Source organism: Serratia sp. UGAL515B_01 (assembly GCF_033095805.1).
In the GTDB taxonomy this organism is placed as follows: Bacteria; Pseudomonadota; Gammaproteobacteria; order Enterobacterales; family Enterobacteriaceae; genus Chania.
Window position 1 is genome coordinate 925,038 of sequence record NZ_CP109901.1, and the last position, 17,941, is coordinate 942,978.

Below are 17,941 nucleotides of genomic sequence, written 5' to 3' on the forward strand. Positions count from 1 at the left end.
AATGCTTCCCACAAAATAAGACACTTTAAGAAGGCAGACGATGAGCGAAAAAATAACGGTTGGCGAGGCGATAGCCCGAACTCTGGAACAGTATGATGTGTCGGCGATGTACGGCATTATCTCGATCCATAATCTGCCGATTGCTGATGCGGTTGGGCAACGAGGGGCAATCCGTTTTGTACCGGCGCGTGGTGAGGCGGGTGCCGTTACCATGGCCGACGCACACGGACGTTTTTCTGGCTTGGGCGTTGCGCTGACCAGTACCGGTGCCGGAGCGGGAAATGCGGTAGGGGCGATGATTGAAGCACTGAATGCCAATACGCCGCTGCTGCATATTACCGGACAGGTCGAGAAAGCCTATCTGGATGCTGATGCCGGATTTATTCATGAAACCAAAGATCAGTTGGGCTTCCTGCGGGCCTGCTCTAAACGGGCTTATCGGGTGAACTCACCAGAGCAGGCGGTAGCGGTGATCCAGCGTGCTATTCAGGACGCACAGACGGTGCCCTGTGGGCCTGTCGCGGTGGAGATCCCGATTGATATTCAGGGTAGTTTGGTGGCAGCCAGCGTTGTCGGGCAAGCAATACCTCCCCCCACGCTGCCTGCAGTGGACGTAGAGACGGTTGAACGCCTGTATCAACATTTGAAACGTGCCAAGCGGCCATTACTATGGGTAGGGGGGGGGGCGCTGGCCTGCGGTGAGGCGGTAAGGCAGTTGGCTGATGCAGGCGTCGTGGTTATCTCGAGTACCCATGGGCGCGGGATCTTGCCAGACAGTCATCCACGCAGCCTACGTGCTTTTCACAATTCACCCAGCGTTGAGACGATCCTCACGCGATGCGATCTGACGTTGGTGGCCGGCTCTCGCTTGCGCAGCAACGAGACACGTACCTGGACACTGCCACTGCCGCGTCCTTTGGTACAGATTGATATCGATCTCGCTGCCGCCAACCGTAACTATTTGGCGGATGAACAGGTTAACGGTGACTGCGCGGCATTGCTCAAGGCGTTGGCAGCACGTTTGACACCGGGCGAGAAAGTGAATGCTGAATGGGATGCTGAGATTGCTCGCGCGGTACAGCAGGCCGAAACTGCCTTGCGCCAACAGTCTGGTGAGTATGCCAAACTCAACGATGCCATCGCCGCTGTGTTACCGCATGATGGTTTGTTGGTGCGGGATATTACGGTTTCTGGCAGCGTCTGGGGTAGCCGTCTATTCCGCGCAACATCGCCTTTGTGCAATATTCACTCTCTGGCTGGGGCGATCGGCATGGGGCTGCCAATGGCGATCGGGACTGCGATTGCCAATCCACAGCGTAAAGTTGTTGGTTTGGTTGGCGATGGTGGTCTGGCGTTGGGGTTGGGGGAACTGGCTACCATGGCACAAGAACAGGCCAATATCACGTTGCTGATCATGAATGACGGTGGTTATGGGGTGATGCGTGGTATTCAGGACAAGTATTTCGGTGGGCGTCAATACTATAACGAATTACATGCACCAGCATTCTGTCTGGTCGCAGAGGCTATGGGGATGAAAGCCTGGAAAGTCAGTGATGCGGCGCAGTTTAACGGGGTATTGGCAGAGGCGATCAACTATCCGGGGCCTTCGGTAGTGGAAGTGGATATGAAGAGTGTCGGGCCGTTGACCTTTGCCGGGCCACCACAGAAGTTGTATTGAGTGTCGTTGCAGTGAACAAGGGGGCGCAGTATGTTGCGCCCCTTCGATCTTTTATTTGCCTGCCGCGATACGTTCACGGATATGTTGTGCACGTTCCTCGGAAGCCGGGTGGTTGTCAAACATGCTGCTTTTGCGACCGGCTTCCAATTTGCTCAATTTTTCGAAGCTGGTTATTAGACCGTTAGGGTCCAGGCCGCGTTTTCTCAGCAGGTCGAACGAAAAATCGTCTGCTTCACGTTCTTGCTTCTGCGAGAACTGAGCATTGACCAGTTTTTCTCCCATATCAGCCAATTGTGACTGAGAGAGTGAACCCACGATCCCTCCGGCTGAAGAGACCGCAGTTCTCAATGCAACGGTGCCATAAGCCACCTGCATTGCTTTACGGGTGTGGCCCAATGCGACGTGACCCATTTCATGCCCCAGTACGCCTTCCACCTCGTTGTCGTTCATTATGTCCATCAGGCCGCTGTAAACGCGAATACAGCCGTTGGCCATCGCCCATGCATTGACGTCGTTTGTCAGGTAAACCTTGTAGTTTGCCGGGGTACCATCGATATTGTCGCCCAATGCTGCGGCGATCTTGTTCAGCCGCTGCACATAGATGCTGTTTGCCGGTGCGATTTGTGAATTACTGTCCATCTCTACGCAGGATTTATCACTCAGTGCTTTGACGTCGTCGTTGCTCAGTGTTGCCGCCTGGAATGCCTGTGCCCCTGACTGCATTAGTGCATCGGTGTTAAGGGTTTGGCAACCACTCAATAGAGCAGAAATACCTAATGCCATTAAAGAGGTACGTAACTTCATAAAGCTATCATCCTGTGATATTCAAAATTCTTTTATGATATGGAATGTCGACGTTAACGTCGGTTTGCATGATAGTGTAAGCCACGTCTTGGCGAAATCGAAGTTATTCTGAAAAGTGACCGAACGTGCTAACAAGTTGTGAACTTGCTCGCATTTGGCATTAGGGATTGCCGTTTTAATGCTGAGTCTGAGAAAATAGAAAACTTGACTGCTTTATTAATCCGACCTGGAGTAAAACATGTCCTCTCGTAAAGAGCTTGCCAACGCTATTCGTGCACTTAGCATGGATGCCGTACAAAAAGCCAATTCTGGCCATCCGGGTGCCCCTATGGGCATGGCCGATATCGCCGAAGTCCTGTGGCGTGATTACCTCAACCACAACCCTACCAACCCACACTGGGCTGACCGCGACCGCTTCGTCTTGTCTAACGGTCATGGCTCTATGTTGATCTACAGCCTGTTGCACCTTACTGGCTACGACCTGCCGATGAGTGAGCTGGAGAACTTCCGCCAGCTGCACTCTAAAACCCCGGGGCATCCGGAATATGGTTATACCCCCGGTGTAGAAACCACCACAGGCCCACTGGGTCAGGGGATCGCCAACGCTATCGGCTTTGCCATTGCCGAACGTACTCTGGCGGCACAGTTCAACCGCCCAGGGCACGAAATTGTCGACCATCACACCTATGCCTTTATGGGGGATGGTTGCATGATGGAAGGTATTTCCCACGAAGCCTGTTCGCTGGCGGGTACCATGAAGTTGGGCAAACTGACGGCATTCTACGATGACAACGGCATCTCTATCGATGGTCACGTTGAAGGCTGGTTTACCGATGATACCGCCAAACGTTTCGAAGCTTATGGCTGGCACGTGGTACGTGGCGTTGATGGGCACAACAGCGAGTCCATCAAGGCTGCGATCGAAGAAGCGCACAAAGTGACTGACAAGCCTTCTCTGTTGATGTGCAAGACCGTGATTGGTTTTGGCTCACCGCACAAGGCCGGTACCCATGACTCGCATGGTGCACCATTGGGGGTAGCGGAAGTGGCTGCCACCCGTGAAGCTTTGGGCTGGAAATACGCCGCGTTTGAAATCCCACAAGACATTTACGCGCAGTGGGATGCTAAAGAGGCGGGTAAAGCCAAAGAAGCCGCCTGGAACGAAAAACTGGCCGCCTACACCAAAGCTTTCCCAGAATTGGCTGCCGAGTTCAAACGCCGTATTAACGGTGAATTGCCTGCTAACTGGCAAGCTGAAGCCAAGAAATTCGTTGAGCAATTACAGGCTAACCCGGCCAATATCGCCAGCCGTAAAGCGTCTCAAAACACGTTGGAAGCCTTCGGAAAAATCCTGCCGGAATTCCTCGGTGGCTCTGCCGACCTGGCACCGAGCAACCTGACGATGTGGTCTGGTTCCAAATCTCTAGGCGATGACCAGGCAGGCAACTATATTCACTACGGTGTGCGTGAGTTCGGCATGACCGCTATCACCAATGGTATCGCGTTGCACGGTGGTTTCCTGCCTTACTCCGCCACCTTCCTGATGTTTGTGGAATATGCCCGTAATGCGGTGCGTATGGCTGCGCTGATGAAAATCCGCAACCTGTTTGTTTACACCCACGATTCTATCGGTTTGGGTGAAGATGGCCCGACGCACCAACCGGTAGAGCAGTTGGCAAGCCTACGTGTGACGCCGAACATGAGTACCTGGCGCCCTTGTGACCAGGTGGAGTCTGCTATCGCCTGGCAATATGGCATTGAGCGCAACGATGGCCCGACTACGTTGGTGTTCTCCCGTCAGAACCTGACTCAGCAACCGCGTACCGCTGAACAGTTGGCAAACGCTTATCGCGGTGGTTATGTGCTGAAAGATTGCGTGGGTATGCCTGAAGTTATCCTGATTGCTACCGGATCAGAAGTGGGGATTACCGTGGAAGCGGCCGACAAACTGAGCGCTGAAGGGCGTAAAGTTCGTGTAGTTTCTATGCCGTCTACTGATGCGTTCGACAAGCAGGACGCTGCCTACCGTGAGTCTGTATTGCCTGCTGCCGTGACGGCTCGTGTGGCAGTAGAAGCCGGTATTGCAGATTACTGGTACAAGTATGTCGGCTTGAACGGTGCCATTGTGGGTATGACGACTTTCGGTGAGTCTGCACCTGCAGAACAGCTGTTCAAAGAGTTTGGTTTTACTGCTGATAACGTGGTGGCCAAGGCCAAAGCGTTGCTGAAATAACCATCAACGGTTATTGGGCGGTACCTCTTAATTGACAGCTGTGTTCGCGGACGATTAAGGGACCTAAGGGGCGAATATTTTCGCCCCTTATCCTATCTGGTTACAACTGAATCAGTTTTTTCACCTCCAGACTGACCAGCTTTCCTTCCAGTTCGGCCAAGAGTGCATCGTGGTAAGGCATTGCCATATGCTCTTTCAGCGCTTGTTCAGAAGCCCAGCGTTCGATAAACACAAAGCTACCCGGGTGCCCCTGCTCTTCGTGTAGGTCGTATTGTATGCAGCCTGGTTCAGAACGGCTTGGTGCAACCATTGCGCGCACGGCTTTATCTACCGCGGCATGGTGTGCTGGGATGGCTTTGATCAGGGCAACTACTTTGACTTCACTCATTTTAGCTCCTTGTTATGTATCCTGGTTATCTTTCAAATCGCAGTGTGGTTCCCCATTCCTTCAGCCTGGTCACTGGGTTTTGGTAAGCGATTTATCCTGAGAATGCTGATTCCATTATGGGGAGCTTATTGTTGGCAGCAAGCACTTTGAGTGCCTTCTGCTATTGGAAAAGGGAATCAAAACGTGCGCTAGATCATTTTATTTTTGCAAAATAACGCTGACTTGACAGGCTCTTTGTCGCATCTGTTCCTTTTGGCAATACTTTGGTTTATGCTCGGCTGAAGCGTTTCAGTTTGCGTTGCACACAACTGAACGCCTTGAGCGAGTGGTCTCGATGAGCCACAGGGTTTGAGCAATAATACAAAACGACGATTCACAGCAGGCGGTTGGCTAAAGTACTCTGTGTGGGTAATGATAACCACTCCGTGTCTCCTTGAGGTGGAACATCACCGGTAGGGAAGGCCCACTGTCAGGGAAGTAACATGGTAATCCGCATAGCGATAAACGGTTTTGGCCGCATCGGCCGTAGCGTTTTACGCGCATTGTATGAATCGGGACGACACACCGAAATTTCCGTTGTCGCCATCAACGAACTGGCAAATGCTAATGGGATGGCACACCTGCTTAAGTACGACTCAAGTCATGGCCGTTTTGCATGGAATGTTCATCAGGAAGGGGATGTTCTCTCCGTGGGTGATGACAACATACGGCTACTGCACCAGCCCGCATTAGAACACTTACCGTGGGATGAGCTGGGGGTGGACGTGGTGTTGGACTGCAGCGGTGTTTATGGAAGCAGAGCTGATGGTGAAGCCCATCTGGCTGCGGGTGCCAAAAAGGTGCTATTTGCTCACCCGGGTGGCAACGATTTGGATGCTACCATCGTGTTTGGTGTCAATCACCAGACACTGAGGGGGGAACACCGAATTGTGTCGAATGCGTCCTGTACCACCAACTGTATTATTCCGATTATCAAGCTGCTTGATGATGCTTTCGGTATTGAATTTGGCACGGTGACGACCATCCACTCCTCAATGAACGATCAACCAGTGATTGATGCTTATCACCAGGATTTACGGCGTACTCGTGCGGCGAGCCAGTCGATTATTCCTGTTGATACCAAACTGGCGGCCGGTATTACACGTATCTTTCCACAGTTCTGCGATCGTTTTGAAGCAATTTCTGTGCGTGTACCGACCATCAATGTGACTGCTATCGATCTCAGCGTCAGCGTGAGCGCCAACGTGTTGGTGTCACAGGTTAACCAGCTATTGCAAAAGGCCGCACTGGGATCATTTCATGGTATAGTTGACTACACGGAACTACCATTAGTCTCGATAGATTTTAACCATGACCCGCATAGCGCCATCGTCGATGGAACGCAAACCCGGGTTAGTGGACAGCACCTGATAAAGACCCTGGTCTGGTGCGATAACGAATGGGGCTTTGCCAACAGGATGTTGGATACAACAAAGGCAATGGCCGCAAGCGGTTTTTAGGCGGCATCGGTCTTGTATTGATGCGCCTTCCAGGCAACTTTATAGAGAATCAACAAAGAGGGTTCACCATGTCTGTAATTAAGATGACCGATCTGGATCTGGCAGGTAAACGTGTTCTGATCCGTTCCGATCTGAACGTTCCAGTAAAAGACGGTAAAGTGACTTCCGATGCACGTATCCGTGCTTCCCTGCCGACTATCGAAGCCGCGTTAAAGCAAGGTGCCCGCGTTATGGTAACGTCCCATCTGGGCCGCCCTACCGAAGGCGAGTACAATGAAGAATATTCTCTGTTGCCAGTGGTTAACTACCTGAAAGAGCATATGAAGTCCCCGGTACGTCTGGCGAAGGACTATCTGGATGGTGTTGAGGTCGCAGAAGGTGAACTGGTTGTTTTGGAAAACGTCCGCTTCAACAAAGGCGAGAAAAAAGATGACGAAACGCTGTCTAAGAAATATGCGGCGTTGTGTGACGTGTATGTGATGGACGCTTTTGGTACTGCACACCGTGCGCAGGCTTCTACCCACGGTGTGGGTAAGTTTGCACCCGTTGCCTGTGCGGGTCCGCTGTTGTCTGCCGAACTGGAAGCATTGGGTAAAGCACTGGGTAAACCTGCTCGTCCGATGGTGGCGATCGTGGGCGGCTCTAAAGTTTCTACCAAACTGACCGTTCTGGATTCTCTCTCCAAGATTGCTGACCAGTTGATTGTGGGGGGGGGGATTGCCAACACCTTCGTGGCGGCTCAAGGCAATAACGTAGGTAAATCCCTGTACGAAGCCGATCTGATCCCTGAAGCGAAAAAGTTGCTCGAAACCTGTGATATTCCGGTTCCAACCGATGTTCGTGTCGCTACCGAGTTCTCTGAAACCGCTACCGCAACGCTGAAACCAGCCAATGAAATCAAAGACAACGAACAAATTTTGGATCTGGGTGATGCTTCTGCCGAGCGTTTGGCCAAGATCCTGAAAGACGCCAAAACCATCCTATGGAATGGCCCGGTTGGCGTATTCGAGTTCCCTAATTTCCGTAAGGGGACTGAAATTGTTGCCCGTGCTATCGCTGATAGTGACGCCTTCTCTATTGCAGGCGGTGGCGACACGCTGGCAGCCATCGATCTGTTCGGTATTGCTGACAAGATCTCCTATATCTCAACCGGTGGTGGTGCGTTCCTGGAGTTTGTCGAAGGGAAGCAACTGCCAGCAGTCGTGATGCTGGAAGAGCGTGCCAAGAAGTAATTCAGACAACGGGCGGGGGGCGAAAGCCGCCCGTTTGTTTATCCCTTGTTGCCTAATGCTGCATGGGGAAAACCAATATTCATCCATCGTTACCCGCCAGTTTTCACGCGGCATTCTGGAAGGCGATGGGTATATTCGGCCAACGAAACAGGATAAATCTACATGTCTAAAATTTTCGATTTCGTAAAACCGGGGGTCATCACTGGTGATGACGTTCAGAAAGTATTCGCAATCGCTAAAGAGAACAACTTTGCTCTGCCAGCAGTAAACTGCGTGGGTACAGATTCCATCAACGCTGTGCTGGAAACGGCTGCCAAGGTGCGTGCTCCGGTTATCGTTCAGTTCTCTAACGGTGGTGCTGCGTTTATTGCAGGTAAAGGTATCAAAACTGACCTTCCGCAAGGTGCTGCTATCTTGGGTGCAATCTCTGGTGCACACCACGTTCATCAGATGGCTGAACATTATGGTGTGCCTGTGATCCTGCACACTGACCACTGTGCGAAGAAATTGCTGCCATGGCTGGATGGTTTGCTGGATGCAGGAGAGAAACATTTTGCAGCAACCGGTAAGCCACTGTTCTCTTCACACATGATTGATTTGTCTGAGGAGTCACTGGAAGAAAATATCGAGATTTGTAGCAAATATCTGACTCGCATGGCGAAAATCGGTATGACACTGGAAATCGAGCTGGGCTGTACTGGTGGTGAAGAAGATGGTGTGGACAACAGCCACATGGACGCTTCTGCGCTGTATACTCAGCCGCAGGATGTTGATTACGCTTACGAAAAACTGAACGCTATCAGCCCGCGTTTCACTATAGCCGCTTCTTTCGGAAACGTGCATGGTGTGTACAAGCCTGGTAACGTTAAACTGACCCCAACTATTCTGCGTGATTCTCAGGACTATGTTTCCAAGAAACATAACCTGCCGCACAATGCGCTGAACTTTGTGTTCCACGGTGGTTCAGGTTCCAGTGCTGCTGAAATCAAAGAAGCGGTTAGTTACGGTGTAGTCAAAATGAACATCGATACCGACACCCAATGGGCAACTTGGGATGGGATTCTGAATTACTACAAAAAGAACGAAGGCTACCTGCAGGGCCAACTGGGCAACCCGGAAGGCACTGATAAGCCAAACAAGAAATACTACGATCCACGAGTATGGCTGCGTGCTGCCCAGACTTCTATGATTACCCGTCTGGAATTGGCCTTTAAAGAACTGAACGCCATAGACGTTCTGTAATCTTTCTTTCTCCTGTATTTCTGTTTTCAGGCCCCTTTTGGGGCCTTTTTATTTCTCTGAGTAACAGCATCGGTAGATGTTGATACCTACGAATTGGCAGTAACGACAATTGAACGAAAGATAAATACCAACAATCTGATTTTAAATAATTTTAATCACCTATAACGTTTTACTAGGAACCAACGCAGTGCAGGAACATGGTGCTTGATTCATCGCTCTGTGACGTCAAGGGCTGTAGAAATAACTCGATTTTACCGCTATGGGACCGTATTTCTGCTCTGTTGTCTGAATTATTGTTTTTTTAGCTTTTAGCAGTTGGCGGCCTTACCAAATGTTGGTTACCCTTAAACAGCGGTTTGCATACTGCCGCTGTTTCATCAGCATATTTTGCCCATTTTCCCTTTAGAGGGATTTAAAGTAGGAAGTCAGAATGAAAGATCTCAACGTAGTAGAAAGTATTAATGAAGCCAGTAACTGGGTGATAAACCATCAGGATATGTTGATCCAATATGCGGTAAATGTTGTTGCCGCGATCGTTATTTTAATTATCGGTTCGGTCATTGCTCGTTTTGTCGGTAATGCGCTTAATCGCGTAATGAAACTGCGTGATATTGATGCGACCGTTGCTGATTTTCTGGCGGCGATGGCACGTTATAGCATTCTGGCATTTACCTTTATCGCGGTGCTTGGGCGTCTTGGAGTACAGACAACCTCGGTAATTGCCGTACTGGGTGCTGCAGGTTTGGCTGTGGGCTTGGCGTTACAAGGTTCGTTGTCCAACTTTGCTGCTGGCGTGTTGCTGGTCGCTTTCCGGCCACTACGTGCAGGTGAGTATGTCGATTTGGGGGGCGTTGCCGGAACGGTCGATCAGGTACAAATTTTTTCCACCACGTTGCGTACCGCAGATAACAAAACCATTGTAGTACCCAATGGTAAAATTATTTCGGGCAACATTATCAACTATTCTCGTGAACCTAACCGTCGCGTGGATATTCAGGTTGGTGTTGCTTATGATGCCGATATTGATCTGGTCAAGAAAGTGCTGGGCGATGTGATCGCAGCAGATCAACGGATCATGCACGACAAGGGAGTAACCGTACGCCTGAATGAAATGGCACCTTCCTCACTGAATTTTGTAACCCGTTCTTGGACTACTAATGCTGAATACTGGAACGTCTATTTTGACCTGATGGAAAACTTTAAACGCCAGCTAGATGTTCATAATATCGGTATCCCTTACCCGCAGATGGATGTTCATGTTCGTCATGTGGCGAAATCGGCTGAGCAGGCTGAATAATTGAGCCTTGCAATCAGATGTTCTTCTAAGAAAGCTGTTTTTTGTTCAGATGCTAAGGCAGGGAACCTGGTGTTTATTTCAGTAGCTCAACATCTTGCATTTTTCAGTGACAGGTTGAACTTCTCCGTGCAGGGAGCTAAGAGCTAGCCTTTTGCACAGCGGCCTCTGGCATATCAGACGGCCGCTGACTCTTTTTACTGCGCTATGGCGTATCATAATCTATACGGCGTTTCTCTACCCGGTGTCCTATGATTTTTGCTCACCGTTGTTTCATTAAGCTGCACTTCGTTGATAGGTTTACAGCAATTACCCTAACCCTGGTTTTACATAGCCGAAGGCATTGTGTATTAAACTCGGTCTAAAAAAGAGGGCCTTGCTTGACTATCAGCGACAAGGGACTTAAACAAGAGGAGTTAACGGCTCGGCAGCAGCAAAGGCAGCTTCTCGCTCCGCTTTTGGAGGATAGATTAACGTGCTGTTGATGGTGACTTTGATTTTCTCTGCTTCTTCTTGGGTGCATTTAACCACTTGATCCCAACCTCATGAGCTGTGACTTGTCGTTATGATTAATCATCAATATTTTTAATGCTCTATTAGAAATATCAATTTCAACTAATAATGTTATCTTCGTATGATGCGCGAGTTGAACCATACTTGCTGCTGTTTCAGCACTTTCACACAAAGAGAACACCATGTTATCCGTTTATTTACAAGGCTTTGCCTTGAGTGCCGCAATGATCTTACCCCTTGGCCCACAAAACGTATTTGTGATGAATCAGGGGGTCCACCGTCAATACCATTTGATGACCGCATCGTTGTGTGCGCTGAGTGACATTTTATTAATTTGTATCGGTATTTTTGGTGGCAGTGCTTTACTAGGCCGTTCTGCGTTGCTGTTAACGCTGGTGACATGGGGGGGAGTGGTTTTCTTGCTGTGGTATGGGTGGGGGGCTTTTCGTAGCGCTTATAATAAACATCGGACAATGGCAGCGGCGCTAGTGATGAGGCAAAGCCGTTGGCGGATTATTGTCACCATGCTTGCAGTAACTTGGCTGAATCCACATGTCTATCTTGATACCGTCGTGATACTCGGTAGTTTGGGGGGACAGTTGGCACCAGAAATCCGTTCGTGGTTTGCCCTTGGGGCGTTCAGTGCTTCAATTATCTGGTTTTTTGCTTTGGCGCTATTAGCTTCCTGGCTGGCCCCATGGCTGAAAACTCCGACGGCACAACGTATTATTAACGTACTGGTTGGTGTGGTGATGTGGACAATTGCGCTGCAATTAGCCTGGCATGGTGTCAATCTATAAAGATTTTTCACGAATCCGAATTTAAAGCGTTTCCTTATGTGTTAGCTTCATAGGCTATATAACCAGTCACTCAAGGAGATACCGTGAAACTAAACACATTGGCTCTTGTCACTATGATTGGGTTAGGGTCGTTACCCTTGACGCTGCAGGCGGCAGAATTACCGGAAGGACCACACGTGGTGACCTCCGGCACGGCTAGCGTGGATGCCATACCAGATATGGCCCAGTTAGCGATTGAAGTCAGCGTTTCATCGAAAGATGCAGCGCAGGCAAAAAAACAGGTTGATGAGCGCATAGCGCAATATGCCAATTTCTTGCAAAAAAACGGCATTGAGAAGAAAGATATCAATGCGGCAAATCTGCGCACCCAAACAGAATATGACTACCTGAAAACCGGTGAGTCTGTGCTGAAGGGCTATCGTGCAGTCCGCCAGGTTGAGGTAACAGTGCGTCAGTTGGATAAGCTGAATGCACTGTTGGACGAGGCCTTAAAATCTGGCCTTAATGAGATCCGCGCAGTCGAACTCGGCGTGGCAAATCCAGACGTTTATCGTGCGCAAGCGCGCCAGAAAGCGATTGAAAACGCCACCCAGCAAGCCGCCTCGCTAGCAAAAGGTTTCAACGCTAAACTTGGTTCGGTCTACAGCGTCCGTTATCAGGTTTCCAACCCTCAGCCAATGCCGGTCGCACGTATGTTTAAAGTGGCCTCTGCTGCGCCGGAAGCCGACGCTGCTCAAACTTACGAGCAACAAAGCATCCACTTCGATGATCAGGTCGATGTAGTGTTTGAGTTACGGCCTAACGCCGCGCCTTAATAGTCTCATATCAGGGCGCCCTAGTGCGCCCAAATTTGGAGATTAGTCTTGTCTTAACACTTGGTGCCCATGCGACAACAGCGCATCAGTGACTTTTCGCATCATGCGGCTCTCGGGCGCAAAACGGTGCCAGTACAGCATGCGCCGCTGGAACAGACCGGGGGTCAGATCGATCAGGTCACCGGATGCCAGCTCCTTCTCTATTTGCAGATGTGGGATCATACAGCAGGTTGTACCTTGTCGTGCTAGCTGAACAAACGCCTCTGATGAGTTGACGATGTGGCATGGAACACTGCCGGGTGAAAGATCGAAGTTTTGTTGTAGAAACGCCTGATGCATATCGTCGAGGTGATCGAAGGCTACCGCTGGTGCCTTCAACAAGGCTGAGCGTGTAACGCCCTGATGAAAATAGCGTTCGGCAAAAGGTTTTGAAGCAACGAATAAATAGTCCAATGCGCCCAGTTTATCGACTAGACAACTCGGCAGTGGCTGAGGTTGGATACTGACTGCTCCAACAACTTCACCCCGGCGCAGACGTTCCTGAGTTCGGGTTTCATCTTCCACCTGTAAGTTCAGACGGATGGGAGAGTCTGCCAGAACAGGTTTCAGCGCCGGTAGCAGCCAGGTTGCCAGACTGTCAGCATTGACTGCCAGCGAAAGCAATAGTGGCGTATCAATACCATTGTCGTTGCCTAACCACTCTTCTTCAAGTAGTTCTACCTGGTGCAGTAATGCCAACAGTTTCTGGCCTTGTTCGGTCGGACGCGGCGGCACAGTGCGTACCAGCAAAGGTTGACCGAACAGGTTTTCCAACTGTTTGATGCGCTGGGATACTGCTGATTGGGTGATACAAAGTTTTTGTGCCGCGCGTTCAAAGCCTCGCTCACGGATCACCGCGTCCAGCGCTTGCAGCGTTCTATAGTCTGGGCGTTTCATCGCAGAGATATCCCTAATGAATAAAATGATTTAGGCAATATGCCACATTATTGCCGTTTCCCGGTTGAAAAATATTGCCATCTTTTGTTTTATCTTTCACGGCATGTTGATAATGATTGTTTTATCGCTATTCACATTAATCATATGAATAAAAAGGTAATTATCCTCTGTTCACGACTCGAAATCTCAATAGGAAGGTGAGAAACGTGCTTAAGCTTGAACAAGCGTGTTTTAGTCTAAGGTTCAAACGATAATTTGCCCTATAATACGGGCACGTTTTTGTATATGTATAAAGGCAGTGAACATATCATGACTCAGGATGAACTGAAAAAAGCCGTAGGTTGGGCAGCATTGGAATACGTGAAACCCGGCACTATCGTAGGGGTAGGTACAGGTTCCACAGCTGCACATTTTATTGACGCGCTGGGCTCTATCAAGCACCAAATCGAAGGAGCGGTATCAAGCTCAGACGCATCAACAGCCAAACTTAAAAGCTTGGGTATCCATGTTTTTGATAGCAATGAAGTCGATTCTTTGGATATCTATGTCGATGGTGCTGACGAGATCAATGGCCATATGCAAATGATCAAAGGCGGTGGCGCAGCTCTGACACGCGAAAAAATCATTGCAGCGATTGCTCGCCAGTTTATCTGCATCGTTGATTCCAGTAAGCAGGTTGAGGTTCTGGGTAAATTCCCACTGCCGGTGGAAGTGATCCCAATGGCTCGTTCCTACGTAGCGCGTGAATTGGTCAAACTGGGCGGTTTGCCAGAATATCGCCAGAACGTGCTGACCGATAATGGCAATGTGATCCTTGATGTTCACAATCTGAACATTCTTGATGCAGTGGCACTGGAAGACAAGATCAACGGGATTGCCGGTGTGGTCACCGTTGGGCTGTTTGCCAACCGTGGCGCTGACGTTGCGTTGGTAGGGACACCAGACGGTGTTAAAAAAGTGGTTAAATAAGACCTGCATCCAAGTTCGCTCAGGCTACAGGTAGGCGGCAACCCTGTTGGCAGGGACGAGGCTCACGGATGGGAGGAGCAACACAGCCAATATTCTTGTTGGTGACGGGTATAAAACGTTACAGACAATGTTTATGCCCTTTCCGACAGCCAGGATAATATTGCTTTCCTTAGCATTGACAAAACGTTATCCCCATAAGGGAACGTAGTGTTAAGTGGCTGAAGCCTATGGCTTTTGGGCCTAAAGCACTTTTTCTTAAACGCCTCGATTTTGGTGATATATATCACATGCTGGTAATTTTATTGATTAAGCTTCTACTGAACTTTATCCCAATGGAATTTTCCTCTAAAAATGACGGGTAACGCTGGGTCTTGTGCTTAAGGAGAAGCAATCGTTTGTATTGCCGGGGGCGTTATTTTTGTTATGTTGGACAACGTGCTGTTGAATTCACATTGCGGATAAACACGTCGTAACGTGAAAGGTGATGGGGAAAACAGCCACTTCTGAAGTCTGAATATAGGGTCGGGTAAATGGCAAAAGTATCATTGGATAAAGACAGGATTAAGTTTCTATTGGTTGAAGGGGTTCATCAGAGTACGGTAGATAACCTGCGTGCCGCCGGGTATACCAATATTGAATATCACAAAGGTGCGTTAGACACCGAATCGCTTAAGGCATCGATCCGCGATGCGCATTTCGTTGGTATCCGATCACGCACGCATTTGTCAGAAGAGGTTTTCGCTGCTGCTGAGAAACTGGTGGCAGTGGGTTGTTTCTGTATTGGTACTAACCAGGTTGATTTAAAAGCAGCGACCAAACGCGGCATCCCAGTGTTTAACGCCCCGTTCTCCAATACTCGCTCCGTTGCCGAAATGGTCCTGGGGGAATTGCTACTCATGCTGCGCGGCATACCATTGGCTAACGCCAAAGCGCACCGTGGCGAATGGCAAAAACTGGCGGTAGGATCCTATGAAGCACGCGGTAAGAAACTGGGGATCATCGGTTACGGCCATATCGGTACTCAGCTCGGTATTCTGGCTGAAGGTCTGGGTATGAAAGTGTTCTTTTATGATATCGAGAACAAGTTGCCTTTGGGGAATGCCCAACAGGTGCGCCACCTGTCGGATCTGCTTAATATGAGTGATGTTGTCACTCTGCACGTGCCTGAAACGCTATCGACCAAGAATATGATAGGTGTGGAAGAATTAGCATTGATGAAACCGGGCTCGATTCTGATCAATGCTTCTCGTGGTACCGTGGTGGATATCCCCGCATTGTGTGATGCCTTGGCCAGCAATCATCTGGCCGGTGCGGCGATCGACGTCTTCCCGGAAGAGCCTGCAACCAACAACGATCCCTTTGATTCTCCGCTATGTGAATTCGATAACGTGTTGTTGACGCCGCATATCGGTGGTTCTACCCAGGAAGCACAGGAGAACATCGGTGCTGAAGTAGCCGGAAAACTGGCGAAATACTCCGATAATGGCTCAACATTATCTGCAGTCAACTTCCCTGAGGTATCGTTACCTGCGCATGGTCCAAACTCCAGCCGTTTGCTGCACATTCATGAAAACCGCCCTGGTATTCTGACGCAGATTAACCAGATTTTCGCTGAAGAAGGGGTAAACATTGCGGCTCAATATCTGCAGACCAGTTCAGATATTGGCTACGTGGTTATCGACATCGAAGCTGAGACCGAACGTGCTGAAGCTGCTTTACAACGCATGAAAGCGATTGAAGGCACCATCCGCGCACGTCTGCTATTCTGATTTACCACGTTTATAAAACCCAAGGCTGGAGCAATCCAGCCTTGAACTGACCGTGAATTACCGGAGCATGCCACCAAAGCGCCTGACCCTCTTATATTCCGCAGTATCATCCAGCTAAACAGCTTTGAAATTCATGCTCATCCACGTCAGGGTAAGTACCCACGTTGCATCAAAATGGACAAATGTCTACACTGAGAAAAGACAAATGAGAAATTAGAGGGGAAGGGTTATGCGCACATTCAGTCCGTCTAAAAAGCCCGTCAGCAACCAATTGTGGCGTTCAGCGGGGTTTCCAGCAAGCCGCGGGCCGGAATTAATACTGCGCCTGCGAGAGGGGTTACCAGTATCAGTCATTGAAACTATACACCATTGGGCGGGTTTCCCTAAAGCAGACATACTCAGAATAACCGGCATCAATGCTAAGACCTTGAGTCGAAGGAAGGCGGGGACAGGCATATTAAACCCGGATGAGAGCGAAAAGATTGCACGTCTGATACGTGTTGCTGATGCCGCAGTCGATCTGTTCGAAGGCGATCGTGAAAAAGCGGTAAGTTGGATGCGTAAGCCAGTACGTGGATTGGGTAATGAGACCCCTGAGAACCTGCTAAACACAGAAAGTGGTGCGGTCGAAGTTCTCGATCTCATCGGCAGACTCGAGCATGGCGTTTTTTCATGATCGGTTTTCGCATTGTGAAAACCAAATATTTGGACACCGCATGGTCCGGTTATGGTGCTCAACGGCACGGAGGGCGCTGGAACCACAAAGGAAACGCCATGATTTATTTGGCAACGTCGGTTTCATTGGCCACCTTAGAATGTCTGGTTCATTTCGATGATTCAGCCCTGCTACAACACTACACTTTGCTCAGCATTGAAGTGTCCGATACGGATATCATCGCTCTAGAACCCACCGCATTGCCCACTAACTGGCAACAACTGACTGCGCCTCAAGAAACGATGGATATAGGTTCTGAATGGTTAGACTCAGGTTCATCGGTTGGCTTGTTAGTTCCCTCGTCGGTAGTACCGATGGAAAACAATATACTGATTAATCCTCAACATACTGATTTCACTGCATACCTTAGCAGCGTGCAGGCGATGCCACATATATTCGACCCAAGGTTGAAGTAGTACTCGTCGATTGCAATCAATCGAGGGTAGCGGTCCTACCAAGACCAGGTTTTTGAGGGAGTGATAATTTGTGGTAACGCAATATCCCATTGTTCTACGGGTAAACGAGTGACCTGCTGGCAATCATGTGCAAGCCCTATCGGATAAGGCCCTCCAGACTGCCAGTTTTGCAAGGTACGATCGTAAAATCCCCCTCCCATACCTAACCGTTGTCCTTGTGAGTCAAAGGCGACCAAGGGGGCCAGCAGCACATCTAATTGTGATAAGGGGAGTACGCTGCGTACATCAAGCGCAGGTTCTAGAATTTTAAAGCGATTGTAAATCAAACCTGTTTTTGCCGTGTAATGCAGAAACAACAGGTTACCCGCGTTGAATGGGTGTAAAACGGGAAGATAAACCTGTTTACCCAATAACCATAATTGTTCAATAAGTGGGCCGGTATCCAGTTCGCCGTCAAAAGAAAGAAACGCCGCAACATTTTGGGCAGCGAGAATGTGCGGGTGGTGTGAAACACGTTTGGCGAGTTGTAAAGCAAAGTTACGTTGCTGTTCGGGGGTTAAGCTGTTTCGCCGCTGGCGGACTTCATGGCGGATCAGTTGGCGTTGCTGACTGAATTGGGGCCGTAAGGACATGGTGGC

Annotated in this window: 17 protein-coding genes; 12 read left to right on the forward strand and 5 right to left on the reverse strand. The window is 49.6% G+C overall.

Annotated features, from left to right (window positions below; translation table 11 throughout):
* Positions 1 to 40 precede the first annotated feature (40 nt).
* On the forward strand, positions 41 to 1,678 hold the full coding sequence (locus tag OK023_RS04355) for a thiamine pyrophosphate-binding protein (RefSeq protein WP_317695174.1): 1,638 nt from the start codon (positions 41 to 43) through the stop codon (positions 1,676 to 1,678).
* 51 nt (positions 1,679 to 1,729) lie between these two features.
* Here the strand turns inward: OK023_RS04355 and OK023_RS04360 are convergent, their stop codons facing one another.
* The gene (locus OK023_RS04360) at positions 1,730 to 2,482 is read right to left on the reverse strand and encodes a M48 family metallopeptidase (RefSeq protein ID WP_317695178.1); all 753 of its coding nucleotides are present in this window, start codon (positions 2,480 to 2,482) and stop codon (positions 1,730 to 1,732) included.
* A gap of 238 nt (positions 2,483 to 2,720) precedes the next feature.
* Between OK023_RS04360 and tkt the strand changes: the two genes are divergently transcribed.
* Positions 2,721 to 4,715: a transketolase gene (gene tkt / locus OK023_RS04365; protein ID WP_317695180.1), complete on the forward strand. Its 1,995-nt coding sequence runs from the start codon at positions 2,721 to 2,723 to the stop codon at positions 4,713 to 4,715.
* A 100-nt stretch (positions 4,716 to 4,815) separates the two neighbouring features.
* On the opposite strand, the gene OK023_RS04370 is transcribed toward tkt, so the two are convergent.
* Positions 4,816 to 5,103 (reverse strand): putative quinol monooxygenase, encoded by a 288-nt coding sequence (locus OK023_RS04370; RefSeq protein WP_317695182.1) that lies wholly within the window; start codon positions 5,101 to 5,103, stop codon positions 4,816 to 4,818.
* Between the two features lie 482 nt (positions 5,104 to 5,585).
* On the opposite strand from OK023_RS04370, the gene epd reads away from it, so the two are divergent.
* The 4 genes from epd (at position 5,586) to mscS (ending at position 10,373) form a co-directional block, all read left to right on the forward strand.
* Complete coding sequence (epd, locus tag OK023_RS04375; RefSeq protein WP_317695184.1) at positions 5,586 to 6,602, forward strand: erythrose-4-phosphate dehydrogenase; 1,017 nt, start codon at positions 5,586 to 5,588, stop codon at positions 6,600 to 6,602.
* Positions 6,603 to 6,670: 68 nt separating this feature from the next.
* On the forward strand, positions 6,671 to 7,834 hold the full coding sequence (gene pgk, locus OK023_RS04380) for a phosphoglycerate kinase (protein WP_317695187.1): 1,164 nt from the start codon (positions 6,671 to 6,673) through the stop codon (positions 7,832 to 7,834).
* 162 nt (positions 7,835 to 7,996) lie between these two features.
* Positions 7,997 to 9,076, forward strand: a complete 1,080-nt coding sequence (gene fbaA, locus OK023_RS04385; protein ID WP_317695188.1) for a class II fructose-bisphosphate aldolase — start codon at positions 7,997 to 7,999, stop codon at positions 9,074 to 9,076.
* Between the two features lie 430 nt (positions 9,077 to 9,506).
* On the forward strand, positions 9,507 to 10,373 hold the full coding sequence (mscS, locus tag OK023_RS04390) for a small-conductance mechanosensitive channel MscS (protein ID WP_317695190.1): 867 nt from the start codon (positions 9,507 to 9,509) through the stop codon (positions 10,371 to 10,373).
* Positions 10,374 to 10,772: 399 nt separating this feature from the next.
* Here the strand turns inward: mscS and OK023_RS04395 are convergent, their stop codons facing one another.
* The gene (locus OK023_RS04395; protein ID WP_411569389.1) at positions 10,773 to 10,901 is read right to left on the reverse strand and encodes a hypothetical protein; all 129 of its coding nucleotides are present in this window, start codon (positions 10,899 to 10,901) and stop codon (positions 10,773 to 10,775) included.
* 164 nt (positions 10,902 to 11,065) lie between these two features.
* Here OK023_RS04395 and argO point away from each other — a divergent pair, with 164 nt between their 5' ends.
* The gene (gene argO, locus OK023_RS04400) at positions 11,066 to 11,683 is read left to right on the forward strand and encodes an arginine exporter ArgO (RefSeq protein ID WP_317695192.1); all 618 of its coding nucleotides are present in this window, start codon (positions 11,066 to 11,068) and stop codon (positions 11,681 to 11,683) included.
* An 83-nt stretch (positions 11,684 to 11,766) separates the two neighbouring features.
* Positions 11,767 to 12,498 (forward strand): oxidative stress defense protein, encoded by a 732-nt coding sequence (locus OK023_RS04405; RefSeq protein WP_317695194.1) that lies wholly within the window; start codon positions 11,767 to 11,769, stop codon positions 12,496 to 12,498.
* Positions 12,499 to 12,540: 42 nt separating this feature from the next.
* Here OK023_RS04405 and OK023_RS04410 read toward each other — a convergent pair whose 3' ends face one another.
* Complete coding sequence (locus OK023_RS04410; protein ID WP_317695196.1) at positions 12,541 to 13,434, reverse strand: LysR family transcriptional regulator ArgP; 894 nt, start codon at positions 13,432 to 13,434, stop codon at positions 12,541 to 12,543.
* A gap of 309 nt (positions 13,435 to 13,743) precedes the next feature.
* Here OK023_RS04410 and rpiA point away from each other — a divergent pair, with 309 nt between their 5' ends.
* The 4 genes from rpiA to OK023_RS04430 all read left to right on the forward strand — a co-directional run bounded on the left by rpiA (position 13,744) and on the right by OK023_RS04430 (position 17,303).
* Entirely contained in the window at positions 13,744 to 14,403 is a 660-nt protein-coding gene (gene rpiA, locus OK023_RS04415) for a ribose-5-phosphate isomerase RpiA (protein ID WP_317695198.1), read from the forward strand.
* A gap of 530 nt (positions 14,404 to 14,933) precedes the next feature.
* Positions 14,934 to 16,172: a phosphoglycerate dehydrogenase gene (gene serA, locus OK023_RS04420; RefSeq protein WP_317695200.1), complete on the forward strand. Its 1,239-nt coding sequence runs from the start codon at positions 14,934 to 14,936 to the stop codon at positions 16,170 to 16,172.
* Between the two features lie 229 nt (positions 16,173 to 16,401).
* Positions 16,402 to 16,848 carry an antitoxin Xre/MbcA/ParS toxin-binding domain-containing protein gene (locus OK023_RS04425; RefSeq protein WP_317695203.1) on the forward strand — a complete coding sequence of 149 codons (447 nt, stop codon included), beginning with the start codon at positions 16,402 to 16,404 and terminating at the stop codon, positions 16,846 to 16,848.
* Positions 16,845 to 17,303 carry an RES family NAD+ phosphorylase gene (locus OK023_RS04430; RefSeq protein WP_317695205.1) on the forward strand — a complete coding sequence of 153 codons (459 nt, stop codon included), beginning with the start codon at positions 16,845 to 16,847 and terminating at the stop codon, positions 17,301 to 17,303. The genes OK023_RS04425 and OK023_RS04430 overlap by 4 nt, the downstream gene beginning before the upstream one ends.
* Positions 17,304 to 17,338: 35 nt before the next feature.
* Here OK023_RS04430 and OK023_RS04435 read toward each other — a convergent pair whose 3' ends face one another.
* Complete coding sequence (locus OK023_RS04435; RefSeq protein WP_317695207.1) at positions 17,339 to 17,935, reverse strand: 5-formyltetrahydrofolate cyclo-ligase; 597 nt, start codon at positions 17,933 to 17,935, stop codon at positions 17,339 to 17,341.
* Positions 17,936 to 17,941: the final 6 nt, after the last annotated feature.

Coding starts and splice junctions, on each gene's coding strand:
- OK023_RS04370 (WP_317695182.1), bottom strand. CDS start 5,103: ATGAGTGAAGTCAAAGTAGTTGCCCTGATCAAAGCCATCCCAGCACAC.
- OK023_RS04425 (WP_317695203.1), top strand. CDS start 16,402: ATGCGCACATTCAGTCCGTCTAAAAAGCCCGTCAGCAACCAATTGTGG.
- OK023_RS04430 (WP_317695205.1), top strand. CDS start 16,845: ATGATCGGTTTTCGCATTGTGAAAACCAAATATTTGGACACCGCATGG.
- serA (WP_317695200.1), top strand. CDS start 14,934: ATGGCAAAAGTATCATTGGATAAAGACAGGATTAAGTTTCTATTGGTT.
- mscS (WP_317695190.1), top strand. CDS start 9,507: ATGAAAGATCTCAACGTAGTAGAAAGTATTAATGAAGCCAGTAACTGG.
- pgk (WP_317695187.1), top strand. CDS start 6,671: ATGTCTGTAATTAAGATGACCGATCTGGATCTGGCAGGTAAACGTGTT.
- epd (WP_317695184.1), top strand. CDS start 5,586: ATGGTAATCCGCATAGCGATAAACGGTTTTGGCCGCATCGGCCGTAGC.
- argO (WP_317695192.1), top strand. CDS start 11,066: ATGTTATCCGTTTATTTACAAGGCTTTGCCTTGAGTGCCGCAATGATC.
- OK023_RS04355 (WP_317695174.1), top strand. CDS start 41: ATGAGCGAAAAAATAACGGTTGGCGAGGCGATAGCCCGAACTCTGGAA.
- rpiA (WP_317695198.1), top strand. CDS start 13,744: ATGACTCAGGATGAACTGAAAAAAGCCGTAGGTTGGGCAGCATTGGAA.
- tkt (WP_317695180.1), top strand. CDS start 2,721: ATGTCCTCTCGTAAAGAGCTTGCCAACGCTATTCGTGCACTTAGCATG.
- OK023_RS04435 (WP_317695207.1), bottom strand. CDS start 17,935: ATGTCCTTACGGCCCCAATTCAGTCAGCAACGCCAACTGATCCGCCAT.
- fbaA (WP_317695188.1), top strand. CDS start 7,997: ATGTCTAAAATTTTCGATTTCGTAAAACCGGGGGTCATCACTGGTGAT.
- OK023_RS04410 (WP_317695196.1), bottom strand. CDS start 13,434: ATGAAACGCCCAGACTATAGAACGCTGCAAGCGCTGGACGCGGTGATC.
- OK023_RS04360 (WP_317695178.1), bottom strand. CDS start 2,482: ATGAAGTTACGTACCTCTTTAATGGCATTAGGTATTTCTGCTCTATTG.